The 17,251-nt window shown below is 54.8% G+C and carries 13 protein-coding genes, 1 other RNA gene and 1 other annotated feature; of the genes, 1 reads left to right on the top strand and 13 read right to left on the bottom strand.

What is annotated here, in order from left to right; all coding sequences use genetic code 11:
* Positions 1–68: 68 nt before the first annotated feature.
* Positions 69–719: an RsfA family transcriptional regulator gene (locus BRO54_RS00420; RefSeq protein ID WP_074042765.1), complete on the top strand. Its 651-nt coding sequence runs from the start codon at positions 69–71 to the stop codon at positions 717–719.
* A gap of 142 nt (positions 720–861) precedes the next feature.
* Here the strand turns inward: BRO54_RS00420 and BRO54_RS00425 are convergent, their stop codons facing one another.
* The 13 genes from BRO54_RS00425 to secDF form a co-directional block, all read right to left on the bottom strand.
* Complete coding sequence (locus tag BRO54_RS00425; RefSeq protein WP_014196406.1) at positions 862–1,626, bottom strand: tRNA threonylcarbamoyladenosine dehydratase; 765 nt, start codon at positions 1,624–1,626, stop codon at positions 862–864.
* A 152-nt stretch (positions 1,627–1,778) separates the two neighbouring features.
* A non-coding RNA gene (ssrS, locus tag BRO54_RS00430) (6S RNA) lies at positions 1,779–1,965 on the bottom strand.
* A 70-nt stretch (positions 1,966–2,035) separates the two neighbouring features.
* Positions 2,036–3,808, bottom strand: coding sequence for an aspartate--tRNA ligase (gene aspS / locus BRO54_RS00435; RefSeq protein ID WP_074042766.1), 1,773 nt, complete (start codon positions 3,806–3,808; stop codon positions 2,036–2,038).
* Positions 3,809–3,812: 4 nt separating this feature from the next.
* On the bottom strand, positions 3,813–5,093 hold the full coding sequence (gene hisS, locus BRO54_RS00440; RefSeq protein ID WP_074042767.1) for a histidine--tRNA ligase: 1,281 nt from the start codon (positions 5,091–5,093) through the stop codon (positions 3,813–3,815).
* A gap of 46 nt (positions 5,094–5,139) precedes the next feature.
* Positions 5,140–5,371: a binding site (T-box leader), on the bottom strand.
* A 189-nt stretch (positions 5,372–5,560) separates the two neighbouring features.
* Positions 5,561–7,090, bottom strand: coding sequence for an alkyl hydroperoxide reductase subunit F (ahpF, locus tag BRO54_RS00445; protein ID WP_074042768.1), 1,530 nt, complete (start codon positions 7,088–7,090; stop codon positions 5,561–5,563).
* 13 nt (positions 7,091–7,103) lie between these two features.
* Positions 7,104–7,667: an alkyl hydroperoxide reductase subunit C gene (gene ahpC / locus BRO54_RS00450; protein WP_074042769.1), complete on the bottom strand. Its 564-nt coding sequence runs from the start codon at positions 7,665–7,667 to the stop codon at positions 7,104–7,106.
* Positions 7,668–7,921: 254 nt separating this feature from the next.
* On the bottom strand, positions 7,922–8,095 hold the full coding sequence (locus BRO54_RS19940; protein ID WP_167367362.1) for a hypothetical protein: 174 nt from the start codon (positions 8,093–8,095) through the stop codon (positions 7,922–7,924).
* Between the two features lie 81 nt (positions 8,096–8,176).
* Positions 8,177–8,635, bottom strand: coding sequence for a D-aminoacyl-tRNA deacylase (dtd, locus tag BRO54_RS00455; RefSeq protein WP_074042770.1), 459 nt, complete (start codon positions 8,633–8,635; stop codon positions 8,177–8,179).
* 23 nt (positions 8,636–8,658) lie between these two features.
* Positions 8,659–10,857 (bottom strand): RelA/SpoT family protein, encoded by a 2,199-nt coding sequence (locus BRO54_RS00460; RefSeq protein ID WP_074042771.1) that lies wholly within the window; start codon positions 10,855–10,857, stop codon positions 8,659–8,661.
* A 148-nt stretch (positions 10,858–11,005) separates the two neighbouring features.
* Positions 11,006–11,518, bottom strand: a complete 513-nt coding sequence (locus BRO54_RS00465) for an adenine phosphoribosyltransferase (RefSeq protein WP_013144641.1) — start codon at positions 11,516–11,518, stop codon at positions 11,006–11,008.
* Entirely contained in the window at positions 11,509–13,875 is a 2,367-nt protein-coding gene (gene recJ / locus BRO54_RS00470; RefSeq protein WP_074042843.1) for a single-stranded-DNA-specific exonuclease RecJ, read from the bottom strand. Before recJ ends, BRO54_RS00465 begins: the two co-directional genes overlap by 10 nt.
* Positions 13,876–13,932: 57 nt before the next feature.
* On the bottom strand, positions 13,933–14,841 hold the full coding sequence (locus BRO54_RS00475) for a cation diffusion facilitator family transporter (protein ID WP_082218536.1): 909 nt from the start codon (positions 14,839–14,841) through the stop codon (positions 13,933–13,935).
* A gap of 136 nt (positions 14,842–14,977) precedes the next feature.
* Entirely contained in the window at positions 14,978–17,230 is a 2,253-nt protein-coding gene (secDF, locus tag BRO54_RS00480) for a protein translocase subunit SecDF (protein ID WP_023633726.1), read from the bottom strand.
* Positions 17,231–17,251 lie beyond the last annotated feature (21 nt).

Below are 17,251 nucleotides of genomic sequence, written 5' to 3' on the forward strand. Positions count from 1 at the left end.
GTTTAAAGTGGAAATCAAACGGAAAAACTATGACCATATCAATATTACCATTTGATGGGGTGGACAACATGAAAACAAGACAGGATGCCTGGTCACACGAAGAAGATGTACTGTTGGCTGAAACGGTGCTGCAATATATACGCGAAGGAAAAACGCAACTTGCCGCTTTTGAAGACGTTGGGAGACAACTGCACCGCACAGCGGCAGCATGCGGATTCCGTTGGAACGCCGAGGTGCGCAAACGGTACCTTGAGGCGATTGAACAGGCAAAAAAGCAGCGGAAAGAACGGAAACGGGCGCTCGAAATGATGAAAAAGTGGCAAAAAGACAACACGGTTGCTGCTTGGAGTCCTTCTGGAGAACGGGACAACGCCGAAGGGTCATCGCCTTTTCTCCCGGCGGCCCCATTGACACTGGAGCAGTGCATTTCATTTTTGCAAACATTGCGGCGCGGCATCGAGGAGATGGAAGCGATCCGCCAGGACAACGAGCGCCTGAAACGCGAGCGGGCGGAATGGCAGGCGCGGAACGAACAGCTTGCTCAAAAACTCGAACGCCTTGAAACGAGGCAGACCACCGTGCAAGAAGATTATGAGGCGCTCGTGAAAATTATGGCCCGCGCCCGCCAGCTCGCTTCCGAAGAAGGCGACCGCTTCTCTCTTGCCCAGCTGTTTGCCACCGAGGCGAACGGATCGAACGAATCGCTCGCCCATTCATAAAAAAAGAAGGTGCCCCAACAAGCATCGGGACACGTTTTCACCGCTGGAACGACGGACAACGCCCGCTAACAAACCGGTGAATGCACCGATGTTCACAGGAATCTCCACCTTCCCATTTTGTTCGAAATGAAGGTGGAGTAGTTCAATCGTCGCCAACGCGCCTTATGGGAATTCCCTCTAATAGACGATGAATCACGTAGGAAGCCATAATGAGCCCGGCAACCGATGGAACGAAAGCATTCGAAGACGGCGGCATTTTCGCCTTGCGGATCGGCGAAGCGTCATTGCCGACGACCTGGCGGACATCTTCGCGGATTTTCACCGGCTTCTCGTCGGAAAAGACGACCGGAATGCCGCGGCGGATCCCTTCTTTGCGCAACTTGGCGCGGATGACTTTCGCGATCGGATCGGTGTGTGTTTTCGAAATATCGGCAATGCGGAACCGGGTCGGATCCATTTTGTTCGCCGCACCCATGCTGGAGATGATCGGAATGCCGCGCTTGAGGCATTGTTTCATCAAATGCACTTTGTACACAATCGTGTCGGACGCATCGATGACAAAATCCAGATCATAGGCGAAAAACTGCTCATACGTCTCTTCCGTATAAAACATTTGCAAAGCGATCACCTCGCACGCCGGGTTGATGTCGGCGATGCGCTCTTTCATGAGCTCCACTTTCGGACGCCCAATGGTCGAGAGCAACGCATGAATTTGCCGGTTGATGTTGGTGATATCGACGTTATCGCGATCAACAAGCACCAATCGGCCAATGCCGGAACGGGCGAGCGCCTCGACGGCGAACGACCCAACGCCGCCGACGCCAAGGACAGCGACGGTGGCGTTTTTTAAGCGTTCCAACCCTTCAGGGCCAATCGCGAGTTCATTGCGGGAAAATTGGTGCAGCATCGTTCTCCTCTCCGTTTGCTTCAAAATTGTTGTTTATGCCGCTTTTTATCCTACCATCAAGACAGCAAAAGAGGCAACGGCATTTTGCTGGCAAAACAAAACCCCTACACGGCCATCCGCATAGGGGAAATGTTGTTGACTCCTTGATGTATGCCAGTCCCAATCGTGCCGTCGATGCCTTCGTTTTGAACCCGCTCTCCCATAGGTGGGTGCCCTGTTCCAAGGTTTGCGCTTCCCCTGTGACGAAGAGGCGTGCACGCCGCTTGGAAACCCCGAGCTCCCGGATCATTAACTGTTCGGTCAAAACGATCGGTGATTCGACGAACACATTAGGACGGTTTGTTGCTTTGATTGTATCATATTTTTGAGAGTTTGTGAACACTTGCCGCCGATCTTTCCAGCAGCGCCATTATTCTTTTTCCGGAAGCACAACCGCCAAGTGCAACTCCTCGAGCTGCTTGGCGCTGACCGGCCCCGGCGCTTTGGTAAGCAAGCAGCTCGCGCTCGCCGTTTTCGGAAACGCGATCGTATCGCGCAAGTTCGTGCGCCCAGCGAGCAACATCACCAGCCGGTCGAGGCCAAGAGCGATGCCGCCGTGCGGCGGGGTGCCGTATTCAAACGCCTCAAGCAAGAATCCGAACTGGCGGCGCGCCTCTTCCTCGCTGAACCCTAAAGCGCGGAACATTTTTTCTTGCACGTCGCGCTCAAAAATGCGGAGCGAACCGCCGCCGAGCTCATAGCCGTTTAAGACGAGGTCGTACGCCTGCGCGCGGACGGCGCTTGGGTTTGTCTCTAACAGCGGAATGTCGTCGCGCACCGGCATCGTAAACGGATGGTGGGCGGCGTAATAGCGCCCTTCTTCTTCGTCATATTCCAAAAGCGGCCAATCGGTCACCCACAAAAACGCGAACTTCGCTTCGTCGATCAAGCCGAGCTCCTTGCCAAGCTTCAGCCGCAACGCGCCGAGCGCCGCGGCGACGACCGCTTTTTCGTCGGCGACAAACAAAAGCAAATCTCCGTCTTCGACAGCGAGCACTCGACGCAGCGCCGCCTGTTCCTCATCGGTGAAAAACTTGGCGATCGGTCCTTTCAGCTCTTCGCCTTCGGCTTTGAGCCAAGCGAGCCCTTTCGCCCCGTAGCGGCCGGCAAATTCGCCTAAGGCGTCAATATCTTTACGCGAATAGCAGGGGGCAGCGCCTTTCGCGTTGATCGCCTTCACTTGGCCTCCTTCTTTGACGGCGCGTGCGAACACTTGAAACGCTGAATCACGGACGATTTCCGACACGTCAACAAGTTCCAGGCCAAAGCGCACATCCGGTTTGTCCGAGCCGTAGCGGCTCATCGCCTCGTCATACGTGATGCGCGGAAACGGGCGCGGGATGTCGATCCCTTTTGCCGCTTTCACGACCGCGGCCATCATCCGTTCGGTTAAATCGATAATATCCTCTTGTTCGATAAACGACATTTCGATGTCGATTTGCGTAAATTCCGGCTGGCGGTCAGCGCGCAAATCCTCGTCACGGAAGCAACGGGCGATTTGGTAATACCGTTCCACGCCGCCGACCATGAGCAGCTGCTTAAAAATTTGCGGCGACTGCGGCAAGGCGTAAAATTCGCCCGGATGGACGCGGCTTGGCACTAAATAGTCGCGCGCCCCTTCCGGCGTGCTTTTCGTCAACATCGGCGTTTCAATTTCCAAAAAGCGTTCGCTATCCAAAAAGTCGCGCACCGTCTTTGTGATTTTGTGCCGAAGCGCCAATGTTTGAAACATCACTGGGCGGCGCAAATCCAAATACCGATATTTTAAGCGCACGTCTTCCGCCGCATCCGTGTCATCGGAAATCGCAAACGGCGGTGTTTTTGCCTCGTTGATGATCTCGATTCGTTCCGCCTGGATTTCAATGCGGCCGGTCGCGATGTTCGGATTGACCGTCTCCGGCGCGCGGGCGACGACCGTTCCTTCGACGCTTAAAACATATTCGCTCCGCACGCGCTCCGCTGCCGCCAGCGCTTCAGCCGACACGTCCGGGCTGGCGACAACTTGGACGATGCCCGTTCGGTCGCGCAAGTCAATGAAAATGAGGCCGCCTAAGTCGCGGCGCTTTTGCACCCAGCCTTTGAGCACGACACGCTCGCCGACGGCCGTTTCCGGCACTTCCCCGCAATAATACGTCCGTTCCATTCGCTCACTCCTCCTTCCCGATCCGTTCAAGCAAAAAGTGCGGCAATTCGCTAAGCGGCACGTTCGTTTGCTCGCCGCTCGCCATATGCTTCACCGCCGCCGCCTGTTTTTCAAGCTCTTCATCGCCGATGATGGCGACAAACGATGCCCCAAGCCGGTCGGCTGCCTTCAGCTGCGCCTTCAGCTTCCGATCCAAATAATCTTGATCGACCCTCAATCCGGAGCGGCGCAATGCATAGACGAGGCGAACCGCTTCATCTTTCGCCCGTTCGCCGACGGCGACGACATAGCAGTCAAGCCCTTTTTCCACCGGCAATTCCACTCCTTCGGCGTCAAGGGCGGCCAATAGCCGCTCGATGCTCAAGGCAAAGCCGATGCCCGGCGTCTCCGGACCGCCGATTTCTTGGACAAGCCCGTTGTAACGCCCGCCGCCGCACAGCGTCGCCGCCGCGCCGAATCCTTCGGCCTCGCTCATAATTTCAAACGTCGTGTGGTTGTAATAGTCAAGCCCGCGCACGAGCCGCGCATCGATGACAAACGGGATGCCGAGCGCTGTCAAGTATTGTTTCACTTTCTCAAAATAGGCGCGCGATTCGTCATTTAAATAGTCTAAAATCGATGGCGCCGTCGCCATCAGTTCGTGGTCGCGGTCTTTTTTGCAGTCGAGAATGCGAAGAGGATTCATATGAAGCCGCGTCTGGCAGTCCGGGCACAGCTCGTGGATGCGGTTTGAAAAATGGCGAACAAGCGCCTCGCGGTGCGCCCGGCGGCTGTCAAGATCGCCCAAGCTGTTAATGACAAGCCGAATCCGTTTTAATCCGAGCGCTTCGTAAATATGCATCGCTAACGCCATCACCTCGGCGTCAATCGCCGGGTCGCTGCTGCCGAGCGCCTCGACGCCGAACTGGACGAACTGGCGGAACCGTCCCGCTTCCGGCCGCTCGTAGCGAAACATCGGCCCGCTGTAATACAATTTCAGCGGCTGGTTTGGGCTGCCGTACAGCTTATGCTCGACAAACGCTCTGACAACCGGCGCCGTTCCTTCCGGGCGGAGCGTCAGCGCGCGGCCCCCTTTGTCTTCAAACGTGTACATCTCTTTTTGCACGATGTCGGTCGTATCGCCGACGCCGCGCAAAAAAAGCTCCGTATGCTCAAAAATCGGCGTCCGAATTTCCTGATACCCATACCGGCTGCAGAGGCTGCGGGCAATGTGCTCGACATATTGCCATTTTTCCGAGTCACCCGGCAGCACATCTTGTGTCCCTCTTGGAATTTGAAAAGCCATGCTCATCCTCCTTTGCCCAAAATAAAACGCCCTTGTCCCTGTGATCGATAGGGACGAGAGCGTCATTCCCGCGGTGCCACCCTAATTGAAGCCGATCCGGCTTCCGCTTGTCGCCATTAACGCATGGCACACGTTCCCCTTTACTGGCGCAAAGCGCGTTCAAAGGGAAACCTACGGAGTGTCTTTCGTTAAGCCATCATGGAGAAGCGCTCGCAGCCTTGGGCGCTTCCTCTCTGGCCATGTGGGCCTTAACTACTTTTCTCCATCATCGGTTGTTCCGTATGAGAAAGATGTAATTTTATATTACGGACAATCTCGCCCGTTTGTCAAGTTGTCCTAGCGGCTGCGATCCATGGTTTTTCGCAAAGAGAAAAACCTTGATGTCTTTTTTCACCTTGTAAAAAAGAGAGCCGATTCGTTGAACCGCCCCTCCATGGGATCGAAGAGGCGGTTCACCTTCGGCCCTCTTAATGGCGAATCAAATAATCGAACGCGCTTAACGCTGCGGTTGCACCCGAGCCCATCGAAATAATGATTTGCTTATAGGCGCTGTCCGTGCAATCGCCCGCGGCAAAGACGCCTTCAATGTTCGTCGCGCCGCGTTTATCGACGATGATTTCGCCGAAACGATTCCGTTCCACTGTTCCTTCGAGCCATTCGGTGTTTGGGACAAGGCCGATTTGCACGAACACGCCTTGCAATTCGATATGGTGTTCTTCCCCTGTTTCCCGGTCGATGTACGTCAAGCCGTTGACTTTGTCCGTGCCGGTAATTTCCGTCGTTTGCGCGTTTTTGATCACCGTTACGTTCGGCAAGCTGTACAAACGGTCTTGCAAAACAGCATCCGCCTTGAGTTCAGGGGCGAACTCAAGCAGCGTCACATGGCTGGCGATGCCAGCCAGGTCAATCGCCGCTTCGACGCCGGAGTTCCCGCCGCCGATGACCGCCACGTGTTTTCCTTCAAACAGCGGGCCGTCGCAATGCGGGCAATAGGCAACTCCTTTGTTTTTGAACTCTTCCTCGCCCGGCACGCCAAGGTTGCGCCAACGGGCGCCTGTCGCGATTACAACCGTTTTGCTTTTCAACACAGCGCCGTTTTCCAACTCGACTTCAATCAAGTCTTTTTTCTCGAGCCGTTTTGCCCGCTGCGAGCTCATGATGTCGACGTTGTATTGCTTCACATGTTCTTCAATGCTAGCCGCAAGCTTCGGCCCTTCCGTATATTTGACGCTGATAAAGTTTTCAATGCCGAGCGTATCTAAAATTTGTCCGCCGAAGCGCTCCGCGACAATGCCGGTGCGAATGCCTTTGCGCGCTGCGTAAATGGCTGCTGTCGCACCCGCAGGGCCGCCGCCGATCACCAACACGTCGAACGGCTCTTTGTCGGCGAAGGAAGAAGCATCCGGCGCGCTCCCTAATTTGGCGAGAATGTCTTCAATCGACATGCGGCCGCTCGCGAACAGCTTGCCGTTTAAAAATACCGTCGGTACGGCCATAATCCCTTTTTGCTCGGCTTCTTCTTTAAACGCCGCCCCGTCGATCATCGTATGCGAAATGTTCGGGTTTAACACGCTCATGATGTTGAGCGCTTGCACGACGTCCGGGCAGTTATGGCATGTCAGGCTGACGTACGTTTCAAAATGGTGCTTGCCCTTGATTTGCTGGATGCGGTCAATCACATCTTGATCGACTTTCGGCGGTCTTCCGCTGACTTGAAGCAGCGCAAGCACCAAGGACGTAAACTCATGGCCTAGCGGGACGCCGGCGAAGGTGATCCCCGTGTTTTCGCCGACCCGGTTGACGCTGAAGCTTGGCGTTCGTTCCAGCTTCGCTTTTTCGACTTTGATTTTCGGCGACATCGCCGTTAATTCATCGATTAAAGCAAGCATATCGCGGGAAACGTTGTCGTCTCCCGCGCTTACCGTCAAGACAATATCATTTTCAAGCAATTGCAAATACTGGGCTAGTTGCGCTTTAATGTCGGCATCTAACAGCATCGCCTAAGCCTCCTTAAATTTTGCCGACAAGGTCAAGGCTTGGCTTCAGCGTTTCCGCCCCTTCTTTCCATTTCGCCGGGCAGACTTCACCCGGATGGTTGCGCACGTATTGGGCCGCTTTAATTTTATCAATCAGTGTGCTGGCGTTGCGGCCGATGCCGTCCGCGTTGATTTCGACCGCTTGGATGACGCCGTCCGGATCGATGATGAACGTGCCGCGCTGCGCCAACCCTTGTTCTTCGTCAAGCACATCAAACATGCGCGACAATTGATGCGAAGGATCGCCGATCATCACGTATTCGATTTTGCTGATGGCTGGCGATGTATCGTGCCATGCTTTATGAGTATAATGTGTATCGGTCGAAACCGAGTACACTTCCACGCCAAGTTCTTTAAACGTCGCGTAGTGATCTTGCAAATCTTCGAGCTCCGTCGGGCAGACGAACGTAAAGTCCGCCGGATAGAAGCAAACGATGCTCCATTTCCCCATGAAGTCTTGCTCTGTCACTTCGATGAATTCACCGTTGTGATACGCTTGGGCACGGAATGGTTGTACTTTTTTCCCAACCAAAGACATTGTTTCATCTACCTCCTGTGACTGTTAGTTTATAATAATTTTAAACCAATACTTATTATCATATAGCGGCATATGTTTGTCAATACATATGCAATTGAATTTTTTCCTCTACCGAGCCGGATCGGTGTTGAGCGGAATGCGCAGCGCTCGCAGGGATGGGCATTTTTATTCGCAACTGTTTCGTCTGAACGGCCACACCGCCTCGGCCCATGAAACATCCGCACGCCGCGTGCGCTCCTTCCAACTCGCCATGTTTACGGACGGAGCTGCTGTTTTTTCAACATTTGTACGTCTTTCGGCGCCACACCGAATTCAGTTGCCAACTCAAACGCGCTATATTGGGCCTCGAGCCGCACCCATTCGTAAAAGTCGGCGGACAGCACATCATTTGTCCGGTGCGCCTGCTCGCCTCTTTTTGTTTGCCGCATCGCGCTCCTCCTTTCTCTATCGCCGCACTTGTTTTCATCTTTCCCATTTTTCGCCGAAAATAAAAAAGAAACCGGGAAACTTCATCTGTTTCCCGGTTTCTCGCTGCTGTCGATGATCAAGGTGACTGGCCCGTCGTTTGTGAGCGATACGTCCATCATCGCACCGAATACGCCGGTTTCTACATGAACGCCTCTTTCGCGCAAAGCTGCGTTGAACGCTTCATACAGCGGCAAGGCATGGTCGGGTTTTGCCGCCCCCATAAAGTTCGGGCGCCGCCCTTTCCGGCAGTCGCCATAAAGGGTGAACTGCGACACCGACAGCACCGCCCCGCCGACGTCGAGCAAGGAGCGGTTCATTTTTCCGTTTTCATCTTCAAAAACGCGCAAATGAGCAATTTTTTCAGCCAAATAGGCAGCATCGTCCTCCGTGTCCTCGTGCGTGATGCCAAGAAGGACGACAAAACCCGCATCAATGGCACCAACGACTTCGCCGCCGACGGTGACTTTTGCCTCTTTCGCCCGCTGGATGACCGCTCTCACTCGCCTTCCTCCTTTCGCCGCCCTTAGTTGTTCATCAAGCGCTGGACGGAATAAATGTCGGGAATTTGCTTGATTCGTTCGACGACTTTTTGCAAGTGGCTCAAATTATGAATGGCGATCGTCATATGGATCGTCGCAATTTTATGTCGGTGGTCTGAGCGTCCCGAGACGGCGGAAATATCGGTGCGCGTTTCATTCACCGCCTGCAGCACCTCATTCAGCAGCCCGCGACGGTCAAAGCCGGTGATTTCAATATCGACATTGTACTCACGCTCGCCGTTTGCTCCGCTCTCCCATTCAACGGCAATCAATCGATCGGCCGCTTCTTCGGTCTTGACGTTCGGGCAATCAGCGCGGTGGACGGAAATGCCGCGGCCGCGGGTGATAAAGCCGATGATTTCGTCCCCCGGCACCGGGTTGCAGCAGCGCGACAGACGGATGAGCAAATTGTCAACCCCTTGGACGCGGATGCCGCAGTCGCGTTTTTTTCCAGCCGGCAGCTTCGCTTCGGAGACCGCTTCCGCCAACTTGCGCTGCTGCTCCTCAAGGTCGCGCTGCTTCCGCCATTTTTCCGTCAGCCGGTGAGCGATTTGCGCGGCCGTAATCCCATGGTAGCCGACAGCAGCGTACATATCCTCTTCATTGGAAAAGTTGAATTTTTCCGCGACGCGCTTTACGTTGTCGGCCGTCATCACTTCTTTCGGCTCAAAGCCGAGGCTGCGCACCTCTTTTTCGACCATCTCTTTGCCTTTTTCGATGTTTTCTTCGCGCCGCTGCTTTTTGAAAAACTGGCGGATTTTGTTGCGCGCCTGCGACGTTTTCGCCAGTTTCAGCCAGTCTTGGCTCGGACCGTACGAATGTTTTGACGTTAAAATTTCGACGATGTCGCCCGTTTGCAGCTTGTAGTCAAGCGGCACCATTTTGCCGTTGACTTTCGCACCGATCGTTTTGTTGCCGATTTCCGAATGGATGCGGTAGGCGAAGTCAATCGGCACCGATCCGGCCGGCAGCTCGATGACATCGCCTTTGGGCGTAAAAACGAACACCATGTCGGAAAACAAGTCCATCTTGAGCGATTCCATGAACTCTTCGGCATTGCTGGCGTCATGTTGCCACTCCAAAATTTCCCGGAACCAAGACAGTTTTTCTTCAAATGAGTTGGGTTTGATCGTCTTTCCTTCTTTGTACGCCCAATGGGCGGCGATCCCGAACTCGGCGATTTGATGCATTTCAAACGTGCGGATTTGCACCTCAAGCGGTTCGCCTTTTGGGCCGATCACCGTCGTATGGAGCGATTGGTACATGTTCGGCTTCGGCATGGCGATGTAGTCTTTGAAGCGGCCTGGCATTGGCTTCCAGCACGTATGAATAATGCCGAGCACAGCATAGCAGTCTTTGATGCTGTTGACGATGATGCGGACAGCGAGCAAATCGTAAATTTCGTTGAACTGTTTGTTTTGCATCACCATTTTTCGGTAAATGCTGTAAATATGTTTCGGGCGCCCGGAAATTTCGCAAGGAATATGCACTTCGTTGAGCCGTTCGCGCACTTCTTGAATGACTTCCTCCAAATATTGCTCGCGCTCAGCCCGCTTTTTCTTCATTAAATTGACGATGCGGTAGTATTGCTGCGGGTTTAAATAGCGAAGCGCCGTATCCTCAAGCTCCCATTTGATTTTCGAAATGCCGAGCCGATGCGCGAGCGGAGCGAAAATTTCGAGCGTCTCATTGGCGATGCGCCGTTGCTTTTCCACCGGCAAATGTTTTAACGTCCGCATATTGTGCAGCCGGTCGGCGAGCTTGATCAAGATGACGCGAATATCTTGCGCCATGGCCAAAAACATTTTTCGATGATTTTCCGCCTGCTGTTCTTCCTGCGATTTATATTTAATTTTCCCGAGCTTCGTCACCCCGTCGACAAGCATCGCCACTTCCGCGCCGAACTCGCGCTCGAGGTCTTCTTTTGTCGCCTCGGTGTCTTCGATGACATCATGCAAAAACCCGGCGGCGATCGTCGTCGCGTCCATCTTTAAGTCAGCCAAAATGCCGGCGACTTGAATCGGATGGATGATGTATGGTTCGCCCGATTTCCGAAATTGATCGCGGTGGGCGTGCTTGGCAAACTCATACGCCTTTTTCAAAAAGGCGACGTCTTGTTCCGACAAATAACAGCTCGCTCGTTCAAACACTTGCTCCGCTGTCAGCACTTGTTCATTGGCCATAGGGTTGAATCACCTTTTTAATCGATTAAAATTGAAGCTGCAAAGCACAGAGGTCCGTTGCGTTCATACGGTTAATAAGAAAGAGCACTCATGTGTGAGTGCCCCTTTTTTCTTTATTGTATCCGAAGATGCGAACAATGTCGACTGTTTAAAACTGCATCAGCGTCAAAATGTCGTAGCCTTCCAACTTTTTGCGGCCGCCAAGCTCGGTGAGCTCAATCAAAAACGCCAATCCGGCCACCACTCCGCCGAGCTGTTCCACCAAATCGATGGTTGCCCGCATCGTCCCGCCCGTCGCCAGCAAGTCGTCGGTGATCAACACGCGCTGTCCTGGCTTAATGGCATCTTTATGCATCGTCAAGACATCGGTTCCATATTCGAGGCCATACTCAACGCGGACGACTTCGCGCGGCAGCTTCCCTTCCTTGCGCACCGGCGCAAATCCGACGCCAAGCGCATAGGCGACCGGGCAACCGATGATAAAGCCGCGCGCTTCCGGACCAACGACGATGTCGATTTGTTTTTCGCGCGCATATTGAACAATTTGGTCGGTCGCGTATTTGTACGCCGGACCGTTGTCCATCAGCGTTGTAATATCTTTAAACATGATGCCCGGCTTCGGGAAATCGGGCACAATCGTAATGTATTGTTTTAAGTCCATGATACGTTTGCCTCCTCGTGCGTTTGCGAACGTGTCATTTCCGCCAAACAGCGTTTCAATTGCTCGTAAGTGGAATAGACTAACTGATGCTCCGCCTCGAGCTCGTCCCGCCGCCGGCGGTACGTCGGCGATTCGTGCAAATCGCGCTTCGCCGGCTGATGAACGAGCGAAATGACGCCGTTTTGTTCGCTGATAAAGTCAAGCTCTAAAAATACTTTCGCCATAAAATGAACCGTCTCTTCCGTCCAACCGCGGGCGCGGGCCAGCTCACCGCCGCGCTTGGCGAGCGGAAACGAACGGTGTCGATGCAAAAAGGCGTAAAACCATTTAAAATGGTCGCGCGTCGGAAACGTGCGGAAAAATTGCGCCTCGGGCTGAGCAAACACCGCGTAAATGCGCGCCGGCCGCCCGTTGCTAAGAAGCGCCGACAACAAGGCCAGCCGCGGCGGCACGTCAAGCAGCACGACATAGCGGTCGTCAATCGATAAGGCGCCCGCCTCTTCTTCGGTCGGCACGCAATGAAGCTCCCTGCGAAATGGCGCCACGTCCGGGCGCTGCCCGGTTTCGCAGCGAAAGGAGACGACTAGCCACTTCTCTTTTGGCAGCCGCTCAAGAAGCGGACGGACGTCGCGGCAGCCGCGGACGTCAAACAGCTGGCAGTCGCTGACCGCCAGATCACACAACGACAGCTGCGGCTTGGCGAACCCGTTCCATTCGTTCACCGACAGCTCCCCGACCGCCGAAATGCGCGCATCCGGAGCGATTTCTTCGCATAACGGCCCGAGGCCGAAGCCGATGGCATCGATCGCGGCCCCGTCTTGGGAAAAGACGGCTTTCATATGGGCTCCGTTCGCCCCGACGCGCCGCATGGTTTCAACCGACGCCCCTTCAATGAGAACAAGCGGCCGCGGATTGCCGACGCCAAACGGAGCGAACCGCTCAAGGCCGCGGGCGGCCGACAGCGTCAACTCAGCAATCGAACAGGAAGCATCAATGAACGTCGGCGGCGTAAAATCGCCCTCAGACAACGTTTCGGCGGCGATGGCGTTCAGCCGTTGCCGCAATTCTTCGACATCATCAAGCGCCAATGTCATCCCCGCCGCCATCGGGTGGCCGCCAAAGTGCGGCAACAAGTCGCGGCATTGCGACAGGCTGGCGAATAAGTCAAACCCATGAATGCTGCGGGCTGACCCTTTGGCGATCCCTTTTTCCCGGTCGATCGAAAGCACGACCGCCGGGCGGTAAAACTGCTCGACAAGCTTGGAAGCGACAATGCCGACCACTCCGGCATTCCATCCTTCGCCTGCCACAACCAAGACGCGATGTTCCTCAGGAGGGAATTGGCGGCGCACCATGTCCACCGCTTCTTCAGCGATTTGTGCCACAAGCTGCTGACGTTCGCGGTTTAACTCGTCCATCTCCGCCGCCAGCTGCACCGCTTCGTTCTCATCGTCCGTCATTAAGAGCGCCACCGCCGGATCGGCGCCGCCTAGGCGCCCCGCCGCGTTCAAGCGCGGAGCGATGACAAATCCGACCGTCTGTTCGTTGATGACCGCCGCATCGACGCGGCATTGCCGAAAAAGGGCGCGCAACCCGATGCGATCCGTCGCCCGCAGCGCTTCAAGCCCTTGTGCGGCAAAGAGGCGGTTTTCCCCAACAAGCGGAACCAAATCGGCGATCGTGCCGATCGCGACCAAATCAAGCAAATGGCGCGGCACCCGCCCAAGCAAGGCATGAGCTACTTTAAACGCAACGCCGACGCCGGCTAAATCGCGAAACGGATATGTACTTCCCGGCTGCTTCGGATGAATGATCGCATACGCCTTCGGCAGCACCGGACCTGGTTCGTGGTGATCCGTTACGATGACATCCATCCCCCACTCGTTGGCGGCCGCAATTTCCTTGACCGCCGCAATCCCATTGTCGACGGTCACAATGACGGAAACGCCGCGCTCTTTCGCGGCGCGAAACGCCGCCATGTTCGGCCCGTATCCTTCCGTAAATCGGTTCGGAATGTAGAACTCGACCGACGCCCCCGCCTCCTTGAGAGCACTCACCATCACCGACGTGCTGCAAACGCCATCGGCATCGTAATCGCCGTATACCAACACGCGTTCACCCGCGTCGATCGCCCGCTTTAGACGCCGAATCGCTCGCTCCATCCCGTCAAGCAAAAACGGATCATGAAACGGTTGTTCAAGCGGATTGAGAAACGCCGCCGCCTCCGAGGCCGTCCGCACCCCGCGGCGGACGAGAAGCCTTGCCAATAAGGGCGTGACGCCGGCTTCCTCAGCCAGCCGCCTCACCGCCTGCTCATCGAGGCGCTCCACCTCCCAACGCGTTTTCGCTTTCAACATGTCTCCCACCTCAACTCTCCTTATTATACAAAAAGGAGAAAAGGGCAGGCAACGACATTACGGTTTTTTTTCCGGGTTGTACGGGTTGATGTGAACCATGACATTGCGGACGCGCGGCAGCGTCAGCAGTTTTTCTTTCACTTTCTTTCCGATCCGGTGCCCCTCTTCGACCGTCAATTGCGGATCGACGGCGATTTTCAAATCGACGATGACGTAATGGCCGTGCTCGCGCGCATGCAGCTCATTGATTTGCCGCACATCGGGAATGGACAAGACCGCCTCGCGCAAATAGCCGGCCTCTTCCTCGTGAAGCACATGGTCGATCGCCGTATGGACCGACTGTCGGCCAAGGTTCCATGCCATTTTCAGAACAAGCAGCGAGACGAACAATCCGGCGAGCGGGTCGGCGTATACAAGCCAGTCAATCTCCCATTTTCCACCGACAATGGCGGCGCCGACGCCGATGAGCGCAGCAAACGACGAAAACACATCCGATCGGTGCTCATAGGCGTTGATAATCAGCGCATCGCTGTTTAGCTTTTTCCCGAGCCGGTATTTATAGCGAAACATCGCTTCTTTGACAGCAATCGACAACAACAAGACGTAAATGGCGGCCGCCCCGGGCGGCGACAGTGGGGCGAAAAATGACAGAAACGCCGAGCGCCCGATCTCGATCCCAACGAGAAATAGAAGAACCGCCACAATAATGGCGGCGATTGATTCCGCTTTCCCATGCCCGTACGGATGATCCTCATCCGGCGGGCGCGCAGCGGCCCGCAGTCCGACCCAAACGGCGAACGAGCCGGCAACATCGGACGCTGAATGGGCGGCATCAGCGATCAACGCTTGGCTTTGGCTCCACACGCCGACCGCCGCCTTGACAGCAGCAAGCGCCATATTTCCAGCGATCCCGACGATCGCTGCCGTTTTCGCCTGCCTGAACCGCTGTTCGTGTTCCATGGCCATCTCCCCCACCTTTGCATTCAGCAGCCTCACGCGCTGCCTATGTTGCATCTGACGGTTAGTGTATCCATTTTCCGCCCTAAGCATTGCACCGAACAAAAAGGCGCCGGAAAAGCACATTCGCTTTTCCGGCGCGCTGTTACACTTGCGGTTCGGCCTCGGCCGCCGCTTTTTTGGCTCCTTTCCCTTTTTTGAGCTCCTGTCCTTTCCAAACCACCCAAAGCTGAGAAGCGATGCAAAGCGACGAATAGACGCCGCACACAAGTCCAACGAGCAAGGCGAGGTTGAAATTGCGGATCGCTTCGCTGCCAAAGATGAGCAACGCGATGACCGTAAACAAGACGGTCAAGACGGTATTGACCGAGCGCGTAAATGTTTGCTGCAACGCCCGGTTGACGATATGCTTCAAGTCGTCGACCGTTTTCACTTTCCGCTTTTTCATCAAATCCCGGATGCGGTCAAACGTGACGATCGTATCGTTGATCGAGTACCCGATGATCGTCAGCACCGCGGCGATGAATGTCAAATCGACTTCAAGACGCGTCAAGCTGAACACGGTAATGATAAAAAACGCATCGTGCAATAAGGCGACAATGGCTGCGAGCGCCATTCGCCACTCAAAGCGAATCGTCACGTAAAGAATGATGCCGATGGATGAAATAAACACAGCAATGAGCGCGTTGCGAGCCAGCTGCTTGCCGACGACCGGAGAGACGGTGCTGATGTTTGGTTCGTTGCCATACGCTTGCTTCAATTCATTTTTCAGCTTGGCAATTTCTTGCTTATCGAGCACGCCAATCAAGCGGACGACGCCTGTTTTCCCATCCGTGCCGGACAGGACGACATCTTCCGGCTTGTAGCCGAGCCGCTCGAAATAGCCGCTCAACTCTTTAGCATCGATCGGCTGGCTGCTCGTCACCTCAACGCGCGTTCCGCTCGTGAAGTCAATGCCAAGATTCAGCCCCAGGGCAAACAACGAGATGACGCCGGCGATCGTCAATGCGCCAGAGAAAATGAAAAACTTTTTGCTATGTTTGACAAAATCCCAGCGGTCAAACTTCGTCGGCACTTCCGTTTCCTCGGTCGTTTCGGCAATGTTTAAGATTTCCGACTTTTTGACGCCAAACCACTCCGGCTTTTTATCGAGCCAGCGGCTTGACACAAGCAGTCCGAGCAACAGCCGCGTGCCGTAAACGGCGGTGAGAAAGCTGACGACGATGCTGATGATGAGCGTCGTCGCAAACCCTTTCACCGAGCTTGTCCCGTAAATAAAAAGAACAGCGCCGGCGATGATCGTCGTAAGGTTGGCGTCAAAAATCGTCGCAAACGACCCGCGGTTGCCAGCACGGAACGCCGACAGCATCGACTTGCCGAGCTTCAGCTCCTCTTTGATCCGTTCGTACGTAATAATGTTGGCATCGACCGCCATCCCAACCCCCAAAATCAGGGCGGCAATGCCCGGCAGCGTCATAACGACGTTCATCCAATCAAACAAAAGCAAAATCAAATAAATGTATACCGACAGCGTAATGACGGCGATGATCCCGGGAAGCCGGTAAAACCAAATCATGAACAAGAAGATCGCCGCCACACCGATGATGCCGGCCAACACCGTTTTTTGCAGGGCGTTTTTCCCAAACTGAGCGCCGACGGACGTGGAGTAAATTTCATGCAGCTCGACCGGCAGCGCGCCGGCATTGAGCAAATCGGCCAGCTGTTGCGCTTCTTTGACCGTAAAATTGCCGACGATCGACACATCCGTCTGATTGAACACTTGGTTGACTGAAGCGGCGGAAATAAATTTCGGATCAGCTTTGCCCGCTTCTTTCCGGTAGGAGTCCACCCCTTCTTTAAAATCGAGCCAAATGACTAAAATGTTGTTTGGCGGCCCCATTTTATATACTTTTTCCGTCACCTGGCGGAACTTGTCGGCGTCTTTCAATTTCAGAGCGACGCTCGGCCGGCCGTTTTCATCAAACGACAGCTTCGCTCCGCCTTGGACGAGGTCGCTTCCGTCCATAAGCACGTTGTCATTGACATCGCGGAACGTCAATTTCGCCTGCGTGGACAAAATTTCGCGCGCCTCATTTTGGTCTTTCACCCCGGCGAGCTGGACGCGGATGCGGTTTCCTCCCTCGATGTCAACGCGCGGCTCGCTGACGCCAAGGACGTTGATCCGTTTATTCAGCGCGCTGACGGTGCTTTGCAGCGTCTCTTGGTCAATCTTATCGCCTTTTTTGGCCGGCTTCACTTCATACAGCACTTCAAAACCGCCTTGCAAGTCAAGGCCCAGTTTGATGTTATGTACAATTCCTTGAATCGTCGGCCCCATCACTCCGGCGAACAAAAGCAGGAGCAGAAAAAAGGCGACGATGCGGCTTCGTTTTACCATTCTCCTTAAGATCCTCCTTCA

The sequence above is a fragment of the Geobacillus proteiniphilus genome (assembly GCF_001908025.1).
In the GTDB taxonomy this organism is placed as follows: domain Bacteria; phylum Bacillota; class Bacilli; order Bacillales; family Anoxybacillaceae; genus Geobacillus; species Geobacillus proteiniphilus.